Annotated in this window: 13 protein-coding genes; 9 read left to right on the plus strand and 4 right to left on the minus strand. The window is 67.6% G+C overall.

Translation table 11 applies throughout. The features are described from left to right. Positions 1-123: 123 nt before the first annotated feature. Complete coding sequence (locus tag OG718_RS38295) at positions 124-1689, minus strand: hypothetical protein (protein WP_328846368.1); 1566 nt, start codon at positions 1687-1689, stop codon at positions 124-126. Between the two features lie 307 nt (positions 1690-1996). Next, positions 1997-2206: a hypothetical protein gene (locus OG718_RS38300; RefSeq protein ID WP_143631122.1), complete on the minus strand. Its 210-nt coding sequence runs from the start codon at positions 2204-2206 to the stop codon at positions 1997-1999. A 133-nt stretch (positions 2207-2339) separates the two neighbouring features. Here OG718_RS38300 and OG718_RS38305 point away from each other — a divergent pair, with 133 nt between their 5' ends. Next, entirely contained in the window at positions 2340-3314 is a 975-nt protein-coding gene (locus OG718_RS38305) for a carbohydrate kinase family protein (protein ID WP_143631121.1), read from the plus strand. Positions 3315-3454: 140 nt separating this feature from the next. Here the strand turns inward: OG718_RS38305 and OG718_RS38310 are convergent, their stop codons facing one another. Further along, positions 3455-4840: a cysteine desulfurase/sulfurtransferase TusA family protein gene (locus OG718_RS38310; RefSeq protein ID WP_143631120.1), complete on the minus strand. Its 1386-nt coding sequence runs from the start codon at positions 4838-4840 to the stop codon at positions 3455-3457. A gap of 425 nt (positions 4841-5265) precedes the next feature. Here OG718_RS38310 and ctaC point away from each other — a divergent pair, with 425 nt between their 5' ends. From ctaC to OG718_RS38330, 4 genes are all read left to right on the plus strand, one after another. Then, on the plus strand, positions 5266-6225 hold the full coding sequence (gene ctaC, locus OG718_RS38315) for an aa3-type cytochrome oxidase subunit II (protein ID WP_143631119.1): 960 nt from the start codon (positions 5266-5268) through the stop codon (positions 6223-6225). Beyond that, positions 6222-7958: an aa3-type cytochrome oxidase subunit I gene (gene ctaD, locus OG718_RS38320; protein WP_266740594.1), complete on the plus strand. Its 1737-nt coding sequence runs from the start codon at positions 6222-6224 to the stop codon at positions 7956-7958. Before ctaC ends, ctaD begins: the two co-directional genes overlap by 4 nt. Next, positions 7955-8353 (plus strand): cytochrome c oxidase subunit 4, encoded by a 399-nt coding sequence (locus tag OG718_RS38325; protein WP_055615514.1) that lies wholly within the window; start codon positions 7955-7957, stop codon positions 8351-8353. Before ctaD ends, OG718_RS38325 begins: the two co-directional genes overlap by 4 nt. Before the next feature lie 129 nt (positions 8354-8482). Beyond that, a complete protein-coding gene (locus OG718_RS38330) occupies positions 8483-9730 on the plus strand; it encodes a L,D-transpeptidase (protein WP_328846369.1) in 1248 nt (415 codons plus the stop codon). A gap of 100 nt (positions 9731-9830) precedes the next feature. Here OG718_RS38330 and OG718_RS38335 read toward each other — a convergent pair whose 3' ends face one another. After that, positions 9831-10232 carry a hypothetical protein gene (locus OG718_RS38335; RefSeq protein ID WP_055615512.1) on the minus strand — a complete coding sequence of 134 codons (402 nt, stop codon included), beginning with the start codon at positions 10230-10232 and terminating at the stop codon, positions 9831-9833. A 188-nt stretch (positions 10233-10420) separates the two neighbouring features. Between OG718_RS38335 and ctaE the strand changes: the two genes are divergently transcribed. The 4 genes from ctaE (at position 10421) to qcrB (ending at position 14614) form a co-directional block, all read left to right on the plus strand. Further along, on the plus strand, positions 10421-11041 hold the full coding sequence (gene ctaE, locus OG718_RS38340) for an aa3-type cytochrome oxidase subunit III (RefSeq protein WP_143637955.1): 621 nt from the start codon (positions 10421-10423) through the stop codon (positions 11039-11041). Between the two features lie 65 nt (positions 11042-11106). Further along, on the plus strand, positions 11107-11916 hold the full coding sequence (gene qcrC, locus OG718_RS38345; RefSeq protein ID WP_143637953.1) for a cytochrome bc1 complex diheme cytochrome c subunit: 810 nt from the start codon (positions 11107-11109) through the stop codon (positions 11914-11916). Next, positions 11913-12980 (plus strand): cytochrome bc1 complex Rieske iron-sulfur subunit, encoded by a 1068-nt coding sequence (gene qcrA, locus OG718_RS38350; protein WP_143637951.1) that lies wholly within the window; start codon positions 11913-11915, stop codon positions 12978-12980. Before qcrC ends, qcrA begins: the two co-directional genes overlap by 4 nt. Continuing rightward, a complete protein-coding gene (gene qcrB, locus OG718_RS38355; RefSeq protein WP_143637949.1) occupies positions 12977-14614 on the plus strand; it encodes a cytochrome bc1 complex cytochrome b subunit in 1638 nt (545 codons plus the stop codon). Before qcrA ends, qcrB begins: the two co-directional genes overlap by 4 nt. Positions 14615-14688 lie beyond the last annotated feature (74 nt).

Genomic DNA, 14688 nt, shown 5'->3' on the forward strand with positions numbered 1-14688 from the left:
TCGTCCTCAGCGACACCGAAAGGCGGCGCCCCCTCCAACAGGGCGCCGCCTTTCGCTTACCAGCGGGTTCTCGCGTACCGGCGGGTGCGCGTCCTCCGCGTACCGGTGGCCGGGCGTCCCCGGCTACCGGGTCCCGGTCGGGTTCGGCAGGTCCTTCTCCAGCGGTACGGCCTTGCCGTCCGTGTCGACGACCTTCCGCTCCGCGAGCGATTCCTTGAGCTCGACCTTCTCGTGGAAGACCTTGGCGATCAGGATGCAGACCTTGTCCGTCTTCAGCGTCTCGGTCACCCGGACCGTCACCTTGCCGCCGGACTCCTGCGCCGAGGCCTTGTAGTCACTGCACACCCCGCCCGTGAAGCGCACGGTCACTTCCTTGCCGTCCGCGCTGTAGCCCTCGACACGGACATCCCGGGTCTCTGTCTTCGGCGACCCTGTCGTCCCGCCGCCCGGCTCGCTCGGCCGCGGGCTCGGAGCCACCGTCGGATCCTCGCTCGGGTCGCCGCCCGGAGGCTTCGGAGAGGTCAGATACCGCGGGTCGACCGCGGGATGCGTGATCGTGAAGGCGGCGCCCGCCCCCGAGGGCCGTACCTCGAAGAGCCAGGACGGCACGAGTGCCTGCCGCCCGTCCACGAAGTGCGTGGCCAGACCGAACACGGCGTCCTCGACGACGACCGTCTCGGGCTTCGGCGCCACGGTCGACGTCTCACACGGCTTCTCGTCCTTGTCCTTCAGCGGTACGGGACTCGCGCACCCGCCGATACCCACGCGCCCGCCGCCCGTCCCGGACCCGTTCAGCAGGGCGAGCGTCTTCTCGGCACTGATGACGGGGTACGTGTCGCTCTTCACCGGGGTCTTCAACTGGCCGCTGCCGCCCACCACCTGGCCGTCCGGGCCGATCTGGAGGCCGGTCGACCAGCCGTACGTCGGCAGCCCGCCCACCTTCGGGTCCGCGTTCACCACGCGTACGGCGTCCATGAGCTGGCTCGCGTCGAGTTTGGCGTCGTCCTGGCCGACCGCCTTGAGAACGGGCGTGGCGGCCTTCTTCGCCGCGTCCACGCTCACCGGGTCGGTTCCGGCACCCTTGGCGTCGGTCTCGGCACCCTTGGCCGTCCCGCTCGCGCACACGGTGGTGCTCTTGCAGTTGTCGGTGCCGGGCACGAAGCGGTTGAACGTCCAGGTGCCGGGTGCCTTCTTGTTCACCCGCAGACCCGGCCCGGAACCGTCCTTCGTGGCACCGACCAGCCAGGCGTCGCCCTCGGCCTTCGGTGTGCCCTCCACACCCAGGGCCTTGGCAAGCTTCGCCACCTCGGCCGCGGTGACCTCGCCCTTCGCACGGTGGACGGCCGCGGAGGAGGGGCCGTCGGGGAGTTCGCCCTCGGCGCGGTAGGTCGCGCCGTTCGGGTCGGGCTCGCCGGGCGCGATGCCGGTCGTGCCCTCCGTGCTCTTCGCGCCGCCCTCGGTGTAGCCGTCCAGGGCGAGCGGCGGCGGAGTGCCGTCGTCGCCCGGCGTACCGGAGCTGTCCTTGCTTCCGCCGCCGCTGGACGCGGTCGTGGCGAAGTACGCCCCGCCGCCCCCGGCGAGCAGCACGGCGGCCGCGACCGAGGCGACGACCACCGGCGAATGCCGCCTGCGCGGCTTGTCCTCGTCGGCGGCCCGGGCCGCGTCGTTGTCGGGTCGCTCGCTGTCCACCGCATCGCTCCTTCTGCCGCACCGCTGTCCCATGAGACCCGCTCCTGACCGGGTCAGGACACAGCGGGGTCGTATCCTGCCTCCCCTTTACGGGGGACAGCGATGGGACGCGACGGGGGAGCGCGCGGTTCCCTAATTGGCGCCGCTCACCTTTTTCAGGAGCGCGGAGCCTTACTTCTTCTTAGGGGCGGGCGGTGCCCTACGCCCTTCGGGGGCCGGCGGTGCCCTACGTCTTTCAGGGGCGCGGGGAACTGCGCGACCAGCCACAGCCGGCCCGCAGCCTCCATCCGGCCTCCCCGCGGAGCGTTCAGTCGCCGTAGTCCGACATCGCATCCAGCATCCGGGCGGAAGCCGACGGCACCGTCACGCCATGGATGAGTGACGGCGACACCGGAAGCGCCACGATCCTGGCGGGAGCCGACCAGTGCGGGACCATGCGGGCGCAGTCACCCCGCAGCTCGGCCAGACCGCCGTCGAGATCGAGCGGAACTTCGCCATGGATCTTGAGGTTCGTCATAGCGGAACCGTATGCACCGCATGCCCTACGAAAAAAGCCCTACTATTGGGTAGTTTTGCCTGCTTCGAAGCTGCGGCGCGGACCCGATAGCGTTAGATGTCAATCTCCCTCCTCGCAGGAGCGTGTCCTAGCCGTGCGTATCGCAGTCTCGGGCTCCATCGCCACCGACCACCTCATGACCTTCCCCGGCCGTTTCGCCGACCAGTTGGTCGCGGATCAGCTGCACACGGTCTCCCTCTCCTTCCTGGTCGACAATCTCGACGTACGCCGGGGCGGCGTGGGTGCGAACATCGCCTTCGGCATGGGCCAGCTCGGCACCTCGCCGATCCTGGTCGGGGCGGCGGGCTCCGACTTCGACGAGTACCGCGCCTGGCTGGACAGGCACGGCGTCGACACCGCGTCCGTACGGATCTCGGAGGTGCTGCACACCGCGCGCTTCGTCTGCACCACGGACGCCGACCACAACCAGATCGGCTCCTTCTACACCGGCGCCATGAGCGAGGCCCGTCTCATCGAGCTCAAGGCGGTCGCCGACCGTGTGGGCGGACTCGACCTGGTCCTGATCGGCGCGGACGACCCCGAGGGGATGCTCCGGCACACCGAGGAGTGCCGGACCCGCTCGATCCCCTTCGCCGCCGACTTCTCCCAGCAGATCGCGCGCATGAACGGCGACGAGATCCGGCTGCTGCTCGACGGCGCGACGTACCTCTTCTCGAACGAGTACGAGAAGGGGCTCATCGAGTCGAAGACCGGCTGGAGCGACGCGGAGATCCTTTCGCGGGTCGGCCACCGGGTGACCACCCTCGGGGCGCGTGGGGTGCGGATCGAGGGGGTCGGGGCGGACACGATCGAGGTCGGTGTGCCCGAGGAGACGGCGAAGGTCGACCCCACCGGAGTCGGGGACGCCTTCCGGGCCGGGTTCCTGTCGGGGCTGGCCTGGGGGGTCTCGCACGAGCGGGCCGCGCAGGTGGGCTGCATGCTCGCGACCCTCGTCATCGAGACCAAGGGCACGCAGGAGTACCAGTTGAAGCGGTCGCACTTCCTGGACCGGTTCACGAAGGCGTACGGGCACGACGCCGCGGCGGAGGTTCAAGGGCACCTGGCCTAGTGCCGGTGCCTTTTTCGTGGGGCGCGTCTGTCCGATTGTGTCTGCGGGTGCGTGGGGGCTGGTCGCGCAGTTCCTCGCGCCCCTGAAAACGCCGGTGCGCGGGAGCCGCACATGGATGCGGCCCCGCGCACCGGAGACGACTACGGCGCCTTGCGGCGGACCACGTAAGCCGTTCCGCCCTCTGTCGGTTCCTCGCCCACGTACTCCTGGTTTCGCATCTCGCACCAGGCCGGGATGTCCAGGCGGGCCGCCTCGTCGTCGGAGAGGACGCGGACCGTGCCGCCGACGGGGACGTCGGTGATCACCTTGGCGAGTTCGATCACCGGGATCGGGCAGCGCTTGCCGAGGGCGTCCACGACGAGGGAGTCGTCCTGGACGGTCACGGCGGGGGCGCTCGCCGGGGCGCCCAGCTTCTCGCGGACCGCCGCGACCGTGCCGGGCAGGACGTCCAGGAAGCGGTCCACGTCCTCTGCCGGGGTGCCGAGGGGGAGGGACACCCGGACGTTGCCCTCGCTCAGTACGCCCATGGCCCTCAGAACATGGCTCGGCGTCAGCGTGCTGCTCGTACAGGACGATCCGGACGAAACCGAGAAGCCCTCACGGTCCAGCTCGTGCAGCAGTGTCTCTCCGTCGACATAGAGACAGGAGAAGGTGAGGAGATGGGGGAGTCGGTGCACCGGGTCGCCCACCACCTCCACGTCCGGGACCAGTTCCGGCACCCGCGCGCGGATCCGGTCCGTCAGTTCCCGCAGCCGGGCCGACTCGACGGCCGCCTCCGCGCGTACGGCCCGCAGTGAGGCCGCCGCGGCGACGATCCCGGGGATGTTCTCGAAGCCGGGAGCGCGCCCCGACTCCCGTTCGTCGGCCGGGCCTTGAGGGGCGTACCGCACCCCCTTGCGCACGACGAGCAGCCCGACGCCCGAGGGGCCGCCCCACTTGTGGGCGCTGCCCGTCAGGAGTGACCAGCCGCCCTCGACCTGCCCCCAGGCCAGCGACTGCGCCGCGTCCACCAGCAGCGGTACGCCCGCCGCGCGGCACGCCTCGGCGACGGCGGCCACCGGCTGCTCCGTACCCACCTCGTGGTTGGCGGACTGGAGACAGGCGAGCGCGGTGTCTGGGCGCAGGGCATCGGCGTACGTGCCGGGGGAGACCGCACCCGTGCGCAGAACGGGCACTTCGGACACCGTGCCGCCCTGGTTCCGGTGCACCTCTGCCGAATGGAGCACCGAAGAATGTTCGACCGCGGACACGATCAGGTGGCGTCCGACGCGGTGGCGTCCCGCGAGCGCGCCGGCGATTCCGGTGTGGACCGCCCGTGTGCCGGAGGTGGTGAACACCAGCTCGTCCGGGCGGCAGCCGATCGCCTCCGCGGCGGCCTCGCGGGCGGCGTCCAGGAGGAGCCGCGCCCGCCGTCCCTCCCGGTAGAGACGGGCCGGGTCCGCCCACCCCTCGTCCAGGGAGGCCTGAAGGGCCTGGCGGGCCACGGGATGGAGCGGGGCGGAGGATGCGGCGTCGAAGTAGGACACGACCTCACGCTATTCGGTTTGGTCCGGTAGGGGTGCGCGGGGTCGGTTCGTCGGCTGCGGGCGTGTGGGGGCTGGCCGCGCAGTTCCCCGCGCCCCTGAAAACGGGGCTGCGCCCCGGCTTTTGTCTCCAGGGGCGCGTGGGAACTGCGCGAACAACCCCCACCGGCCCGCACCCGCCGACAAGCCGGGCCACCCGAGTTCACAGGCGCCCCGCGACGGGCCGTCACATACGTCCCGGAGCCCCGCATTCCACCCCTTCGGGGTGAGCCGCGGCGCGTTGGGGACCCTCCCCGCGCGACCCCAAAAAGCGTCCAGTAGGGTTTGCTCCGCATAAACATCCAAACCCCTGCCCGACGCAGGGCGGCGACCGACCAGCGAGAAGGCCGCAGCCAACAGCGCGGGCGAGACTCTCGGGAAGGCGCTACGTGAGTCCCTACGGCTCCGACCGCTCGCCGCGGCGCCCGATGCGGCGGAAGCTGCTGCAGGCACTGACTGCGGGCCTGGTCCTGGCGACCGCCACCGGTTGCACATACAAGGACTTCCCCCGCCTTGGTATGCCCACCCCGACCACGGAAGAGGCTCCGCGGATCCTCTCCCTGTGGCAGGGCTCGTGGGCTGCAGCGCTCGTCACGGGCGTGCTGGTCTGGGGCCTGATCCTGTGGAGTGCGTTCTTCCACCGGCGCAGCCGCACCAAGGTCGAAGTTCCTCCGCAGACCCGGTACAACATGCCCATCGAGGCGCTGTACACGGTGGTCCCGCTCATTATCGTCTCGGTGCTCTTCTACTTCACGGCCCGCGACGAGACGAAGCTCCTCAGTCTCGACAAGAAGCCCGACGTGACGGTCAACGTCGTCGGCTTCCAGTGGAGCTGGGGCTTCAACTACATCGAGAACGTCGACGGCTCGACCGGTGACGCGAAGACCGACAAGAACCTCGACGCGATTCCGGACAGGTTCAAGAAGCAGTTCCCGGAGAACGCCGGTGGCGTCTACGACGTCGGTACGCCTGCCACGAAGAACCCGCAGAACGGCAACCCCGGTCCGACCCTGTGGCTGCCCAAGGGCAAGACGGTCCGCTTCGTCCTCACTTCGCGTGACGTCATCCACTCCTTCTGGGTGGTGCCGTTCCTGATGAAGCAGGACGTCATCCCGGGCCACACCAACTCCTTCCAGGTGACTCCCAACAAGGAGGGCACCTTCATGGGCAAGTGCGCCGAGCTCTGCGGCGTCGACCACTCCCGGATGCTGTTCAACGTGAAGGTCGTCTCTCCCGAGCGCTACGAGGCCCACCTCAAGGAGCTCGCCGAGAAGGGTCAGACCGGTTACGTCCCGGCCGGTATCGAGCAGACGGACCACGAGAAGAACCGGGAGACGAACAACCTGTGAGCATCCTCAATGAACCTCAGGGTGCCGCCGCGGCCGAAGACTCGTACGAGAACGAGCTACCGGTACGGCGCAAGCAGCCCGGCAACGTTGTGATCAAGTGGCTCACCACCACTGACCACAAGACGATCGGTACGTTGTACCTGGTCACCTCGTTCGCGTTCTTCTGCATCGGCGGCGTGATGGCGCTGTTCATGCGCGCCGAACTGGCCCGTCCCGGCACGCAGATCATGTCGAACGAGCAGTTCAACCAGGCGTTCACCATGCACGGCACGATCATGCTGCTGATGTTCGCGACACCGCTGTTCGCCGGCTTCACCAACTGGATCATGCCGCTGCAGATCGGCGCGCCCGACGTCGCGTTCCCGCGGCTGAACATGTTCGCCTACTGGCTGTACCTGTTCGGCTCGCTGATCGCGGTCGGTGGTTTCCTCACCCCGCAGGGCGCGGCCGACTTCGGCTGGTTCGCCTACAGCCCGCTCTCGGACGCGGTCCGCTCGCCGGGCATCGGCGCCGACATGTGGATCATGGGTCTGGCGTTCTCCGGCTTCGGCACCATCCTGGGCGCGGTCAACTTCATCACCACCATCATCTGCATGCGCGCGCCGGGCATGACCATGTTCCGCATGCCGATCTTCGTGTGGAACGTGCTGCTCACCGCGGTCCTCGTGCTGCTCGCCTTCCCCGTCCTTGCCGCCGCGCTGTTCGCGCTGGAGGCGGATCGGAAATTCGGCGCACACATCTTCGATGCCGCCAACGGTGGTGCCCTGTTGTGGCAGCACCTGTTCTGGTTCTTCGGGCATCCAGAGGTGTACATCATCGCGCTGCCGTTCTTCGGCATCATCAGCGAGGTCATCCCGGTCTTCTCCCGCAAGCCGATGTTCGGCTACATGGGCCTGATCGGCGCGACCATCGCCATCGCCGGCCTGTCGGTGACGGTGTGGGCGCACCACATGTACGTCACCGGCGGTGTGCTGCTGCCGTTCTTCTCCTTCATGACGTTCCTCATCGCGGTGCCGACCGGTGTGAAGTTCTTCAACTGGATCGGCACCATGTGGAAGGGGTCCCTGAGTTTCGAGACCCCGATGCTGTGGGCCACCGGCTTCCTGATCACCTTCACCTTCGGTGGTCTGACCGGTGTCATCCTGGCCTCGCCGCCGATGGACTTCCACGTCTCGGACTCCTATTTCGTGGTGGCGCACTTCCACTACGTGGTCTTCGGCACCGTGGTCTTCGCGATGTTCTCCGGCTTCCACTTCTGGTGGCCGAAGTTCACCGGCAAGATGCTCGACGAACGCCTCGGCAAGATCACCTTCTGGACGCTGTTCATCGGCTTCCACGGCACCTTCCTCGTCCAGCACTGGCTGGGTGCCGAGGGCATGCCCCGTCGTTACGCGGACTATCTCGCGGCCGACGGCTTCACCGCCCTGAACACGATCTCGACGATCAGCTCGTTCGTGCTCGGTCTGTCGATCCTTCCCTTCATGTACAACGTGTGGAAGACGGCCAAGTACGGCAAGAAGGTCGAGGTCGACGACCCGTGGGGTTACGGCCGTTCGCTGGAGTGGGCCACGTCCTGCCCGCCGCCGCGGCACAACTTCCTCACGCTGCCGCGGATCCGTTCCGAATCCCCGGCCTTCGACCTGCACCACCCCGAGATCGCCGCTCTCGACCAGCTCGAGAACGCCGGTCACGGTGAGAAGGCCCTCGCTGGTGGCAAGGAGGCCGGCAAGTGAAGGTCCAAGGCAAGATGTTCCTCTGGCTGGCGTTCTTCGTGCTGGCCATGGCGATCGTCTACGGCGTGTGGTCCAAGGAGCCCGCCGGCACCACGGCGCTCTTCCTGGGCTTCGGCCTGTGCGTCATGATCGGCTACTACCTGGCCTTCACGGCCCGGCGTGTCGACGTGGGCGCCCAGGACAACAAGGAGGCCGACGTCGCCGACGACGCCGGTGAGGTCGGTTTCTTCAGCCCGCACAGCTGGCAGCCGCTCTCCCTCGGTATCGGTGGCGCACTCGCCTTCATGGGCGTGATCTTCGGCTGGTGGCTGCTCTACTTCTCGGCCCCGATCATCATGATCGGCCTGTGGGGCTGGGTCTTCGAGTACTACCGCGGAGAAAGCCAGAACCAGTAACACGCGCAGAGCACAGGAAGCCCGGACACTCCGTCAGGAGGTCCGGGCTTCCCTCTTTTGCCACACCTCTCGTCCCTCGCACGGCCCACTCGCCGCGCCGGGTCCGGCCTCGCTTCCTAGCGTGAGGTCATGAGCCACACACCGCGAAACCGCACAGCCGTCAGCACGGCACTCATAGTCGCCCTCGGCGCCGGGGTCACGGCCTGCGGCTCCGACAGCCACCCGCTCTCGGCCAAGCCGTACGACGCCGCAGAGGACATCTCCTTCAACACCCCCGTGGACGACGGCAGGAAAGCCGACCCGGACAAGCCCCTGGAGATCACCGCCGAGGACTCCGACGGCCGCATCACCGACGTGACCGCCACGGACGCCGCAGGACGGTATCTGGCGGGCGAACTCTCGGCCGACGGGACCCGCTGGCACAGCACCTCCCCGCTGGCCGCCGGCGCCCACTACAGGGTCCGCGTGAGCACCGAGGACGAGGACGGCGCTCCCGGCCGCAAGGTTGTCGACTTCGACACCGGAATCCCGACCACGAAAAAGCGGCTGGACGTGAAGTTCGGGCCCGACAAGGGCACGTACGGCGTCGGTCAGCCCGTCACCGCCGAGCTCAGCCTCCCGGTCAAGGACAGGGCCGCCCGCGCCGTCGTGGAGCGCTCACTGAAGGTCGACTCCCGGCCCGCCGTGGACGGCGCCTGGCACTGGGTGGACGACAAGAAACTGCACTACCGCCCCAAGGAGTACTGGCCCGCCCAGGCCACCATCACCGCCCGCAGCAACCTGTCCGGGATCAAGGTCGCCGAGCGCCTCTGGGGCGGCACGGCCAAGCCCCTGACCCTGACCACGGGCGACCGCGTGGAGGCCGTCACGGACGCCTCGGCGCACTCCATGACGGTCTACAGGAACGGCGAGGCGATCAAGACGATCCCCGTCACCACCGGCAAACCGGGCTACGACACCCGCAACGGCGTCAAGGTCGTACTGGGCAAGGAAGGTACCGTTCGCATGACCAGCGCCAGCATCGGTTCCTCCGACTTCTACGACCTGATCGTCCACAACTCGGTCAGGCTCACCAACAGCGGCGAGTACGTTCACGCCGCCCCCTGGTCCACCGGCTCCCAGGGCTACGCCAACGTCAGCCACGGCTGCACCGGCATGAGTACCGCCAACGCCCAGTGGTTCTACGAGAACATCCGCGCCGGCGACATCGTCCAGGTCGTCAACTCGTCCGGCGACACGATGGCCCCGTTCGGCAACGGCTTCGGTGACTGGAATCTCGACTGGAAGAAATGGCGCACGGGCAGCGCCCTCGTGGCCGACACGCCGGAGGGCCCCGGCCCGGAAGCCCGCCTGAGGCTGCGCCCGGAGTCTGTCTAGGCAACTGTGCAGGCAGGGGCCGGCTCTTCAGGGGCGCGGGGAACTGCGCGACCAGCCACAACGCACCCGCACCCGCCGAACTACAGGACCGACCGAGCTCTCAGGCGCTCAAGGCCCGCTTACTGCGAAGCAACCCCGCCAGGGCAGAGGCGAACTCCACCGGCTCCACCGGCAGGGTCACGGCGGCGTCGGCCCGGCTCCACGTGGCCAGCCACGCATCCTGAGGCCGCCCGATCAGCAACAGCACCGGCGGGCAGTTGAAGATCTCGTCCTTGATCTGCCGGCAGATCCCCATCCCGCCGGCGGGAACGGCCTCGCCGTCGAGCACGCACACATCGATGCCACCGCGGTCCAGCTCCTTGATGACGGCGGCAGGCGTCGCGCACTCGATGAACTCGACCTGAGGCACGTCCGTGGCCGGCCTCCGGCCGGTGGCGAGCCGCACCTGCTCACGGGTGTTGGAGTCGTCGCTGTAGACCAGCACCGTTGCGGTCGGCTGCATTCTTCCTCCGGGACGTCAGCGTCGTAGAGACAGATACGGACAGGGTCCGATGCGCGGATGCTACCCCCTTGAACACATGGTCAACAGCGGTTCGGACAGGGCTTCGATGGGCCATATGGGCTGGACACACCCCACAGACACTCCGAACGGCACCCCCGGGAGTGAGGGCGAGATAAGCGACCGACATAATGTCGGTCGTGGCGACAGCAACGACAGTAGAAACCGGGCACGCGCACCCGTCGGTCAATCGGCCGAACCTCACCAGCGTCGGAACCATCATCTGGCTGAGTTCCGAGCTGATGTTCTTCGCGGCCCTCTTCGCGATGTACTTCACCCTGCGATCGGTGACCGGGCCGGATCACTGGAAGGAGATGGCGGAACATCTCAACTTCCCGTTCTCGGCTACGAACACCACGATCCTGGTGCTCTCCTCCCTCACCTGCCAGCTCGGCGTGTTCGCCGCCGAGCGCGGGGACGTGAAGAAGCTCCGGATGTGGTTCATCGTCACCTTCATCATGGGTGCGATCTTCATCGGCGGTCAGGTCCTCGAGTACACCGAACTGGTCAAGGACGCGGGCCTCTCGCTCTCCTCCGACCCGTACGGCTCGGTGTTCTACCTGACCACCGGCTTCCACGGCCTGCACGTGACGGGTGGTCTCATCGCCTTCCTGCTGGTCCTCGGGCGCACCTACGCCGCCCGCAGGTTCACGCACGAGCAGGCGACCGCCGCCATCGTCGTGTCCTACTACTGGCACTTCGTCGATGTCGTCTGGATCGGCCTCTTCGCCACGATCTACATGATCAAGTAGCCGGGCCCGTTCCCGAGCACATTCCAGAAGCATCGACGCAGAAGATCCTGACACCGGGGTAATCCGTGAAAAAGCTCTCCGCACGACGACGCCATCCGCTGGCGGCGCTCGTCGTCCTACTCCTCGCGCTGGCATGCACCGGGGGGCTGTATACCGCGTTCGCGCCCGCGGACGAGGCGCAGGCCGGTACAACCGCCCAGTCCCTAGCAATCGACGAGGGCAAGAAGCTCTACGCCGTCGGCTGCGCCAGCTGCCACGGCACCGGCGGTCAGGGCACCACTGACGGTCCGAGTCTCGTCGGCGTGGGCGCCGCGGCCGTCGACTTCCAGGTCGGCACCGGCCGCATGCCGGCCCAGCAGCCTGGCGCGCAGGTTCCGAAGAAGAAGGTCATCTACTCGCAGGCCGAGATCGACCAGCTCGCGGCGTTCGTCGCCTCGCTGGGTGCCGGTCCGACGGTGCCGACCGAGGCGCAGTACAGCCCCGAGGGCGCGGACATCGCCAAGGGCGGTGAGCTCTTCCGTACCAACTGCGCCCAGTGCCACAACTTCACCGGCAAGGGCGGCGCGCTGACGAACGGCAAGTACGCCCCGACGCTGGAGGATGTCGACCCGAAGCACCTCTACGAGGCCATGCAGACCGGCCCGCAGAACATGCCTTCCTTCCCCGACACCACGCTGACGGAGAAGAACAAGCAGGACATCATCGCGTACCTGCACGCGGTCAACAGCGACGACTCGGAGAGCCCCGGTGGTCTGGAGCTGGGCGGCCTCGGGCCGGTCAGTGAAGGCCTCTTCGGCTGGATCTTCGGTCTCGGCGGACTGATCGCCGTCGCCGTGTGGGTCGCCGCCCGGACCGCAAAGGCCAAGAAGTCATGAGTAGCCAAGACATCCCAGAAGAGAACCTGCCCGCCGAGCGGGCCGACGACGAGCACGCGCACGGCACCGTGAGTGTCGCGGACGAGAAGCACCCGTTCGCGGATCCCGGTCTGCCGCCGCACGAGCACCGCATCCAGGACATCGACGAGCGGGCCGCCAAGCGCTCCGAGCGCACGGTCGCCTTCCTGTTCACGCTGTCGATGCTGGCCACGGTCGGCTTCATCGCGGCGTTCGTGACGATTCCTGCCGACAAGATCGTCTACATCTTCCCGCTCGGTCACATCAGCGGACTGAACTTCGCCCTGGGCATGACGCTCGGACTGGCGCTGTTCTGCATCGGCGCGGGCGCGGTCCACTGGGCCCGCACGCTGATGTCCGACGAGGAGATGACCGACGAGCGTCACGCCATCGCGGCGGAGCCCGAGGTCAAGGCCAAGGTGCTGGCCGACTTCAAGCAGGGCGCCAAGGAGTCCGCGCTCGGCCGCCGCAAGCTGATCCGCAACACGATGTTCGGCGCGCTGACCCTGTTCCCGCTGTCCGGCATCGTCCTGCTGCGCGACCTCGGTCCGCTGCCGGAGGACAAGCTGCGGCACACCATGTGGCGCAAGGGCCTGCAGCTCGTGAACATGAACACGAACGAGCCGCTGCGTCCCTCCGACGTCGCCGTGGGCTCGCTCACCTTCGCCAAGCCCGAGGGCCTGGAGGAGCACGACCACGAGTTCCAGACCGAGATCGCCAAGGCGGCTCTGATGATCGTCCGGCTGCAGCCGGACAACATCAAGGACAAGCGTGAGCTCGAGTGGTCCCACGAGGGCATCGTGGCGTACTCGAAGATCTGCACCCATGTCGGTTGCCCGATCTCCCTGTACGAGCAGCAGACGCACCACGTTCTCTGCCCGTGCCACCAGTCCACCTTCGACCTCGCCGACGGTGCCCGAGTCATCTTCGGCCCGGCCGGTCACGCCCTGCCGCAGCTGCGCATCGGCGTGAACGACGAGGGCTACCTTCAGGCGCTCGGCGACTTCGACGAGCCTGTCGGTCCTGCATTCTGGGAGCGCGGATGAGCACTACGACCACCACCGACTCGCGCTCGCGCGAGAAGGCGCCGGCCGGCGAGAAGATCGCCGACTGGGCCGACGGCCGGCTGGGGATCTACTCCCTGGCCAAGGCCAACATGCGCAAGATCTTCCCGGACCACTGGTCCTTCATGCTGGGCGAGATCTGCCTCTACAGCTTCATCATCATCATCCTCACGGGTGTGTATCTGACGCTGTTCTTCCACCCCTCGATGAACGAGATCGAGTACCACGGAAGCTATGTCCCGCTGCAGGGGCAGCTGATGTCGGAGGCCTTCGCCTCCACGCTGGACATCAGCTTCGACGTCCGCGGCGGTCTGCTCATCCGGCAGATCCACCACTGGGCGGCCATCGTCTTCCTGGCCGGCATGTTCGTGCACATGATGCGCGTGTTCTTCACCGGCGCGTTCCGCAAGCCGCGTGAGATCAACTGGATGTTCGGCTTCCTGCTGTTCGTCCTCGGCATGTTCACCGGGTTCACCGGCTACTCGCTCCCGGACGACCTGCTCTCCGGTACCGGCGTCCGCTTCACCCAGGGCGCGATCCTGGCCACGCCGATCGTCGGAACGTACATCTCGATGTTCCTGTTCGGCGGGGAGTTCCCGGGCGGCGACTTCGTCTCGCGGTTCTACTCGATCCACATCCTGCTGCTGCCCGGCATCATGCTGGGGCTCGTGGTCGGCCACCTGATCCTGGTCTTCTACCACAAGCACACGCAGTTCGCGGGTCCCGGAAAGACCAACAAGAACGTCGTCGGCATGCCGCTGCTGCCGGTCTACATGGCCAAGGCCGGAGGCTTCTTCTTCCTGGTCTTCGGTTTCATCGCGATGCTGTCCGCGGTCGCGTCCATCAACCCGATCTGGGTGCTGGGACCGTACCGGCCGGATCAGGTGTCCACGGGCGCCCAGCCGGACTGGTACATGGGCTTCGCCGAGGGTCTGATCCGTGCGATGCCCGGCTGGGAGATCAACTTCTGGGGTCACACACTTGTCCTGGGTGTGTTCATCCCGCTGGTGCTCTTCGGTCTGTTCCTCGGGGTGCTCGCGCTCTATCCGTTCATCGAGTCCTGGATCACCGGGGACAAGAGCGAGCACCACATCCTGGACCGGCCGCGCAACGCCCCGACCCGTACGGCTTTCGGTGTCGCCTGGGTGACGGCCTACATGATCATGCTGATCGGCGGTGGCAACGACATCGTCGCGACCCACTTCCATCTGTCGATCAACTCGGTCACCTGGTTCGTCCGGATCGGGTTCTTCGTCGGACCGGTCCTCGCGTTCGTCGTCACCAAGCGGATCTGTCTCGGCCTCCAGCGCCGCGACAAGGACAAGGTGCTGCACGGCCGCGAGTCGGGCATCATCAAGCGCCTGCCGCACGGTGAGTTCATCGAGGTCCACGAGCCCCTCAGCCAGGAGGCCCTGCACACCCTCACGGCGCACGAGCAGTACGAGCCGGCCGCGATCGGCCCGGCGGTCGACGAGAACGGTGTCGAGCGCAAGGTGAAGGGCCCGCAGAAGCTGCGCGCCAAGCTCAGCAACGCGTACTTCGGGGAGGACAACCAGATCCCGAAGCCCACCGCTGAGGAGTACAAGGAGATCACGAGCGGCCACGGCCACCACTGATCCTCAACCTGTTCGCCACGGCAGGAGCCCCGTCCATTGCCCGGACGGGGCTCTTTGCCGTCCCCGGGGCTGGA

It is taken from the genome of Streptomyces sp. NBC_00258 (assembly GCF_036182465.1).
Lineage (GTDB): Bacteria > Actinomycetota > Actinomycetes > Streptomycetales > Streptomycetaceae > Streptomyces.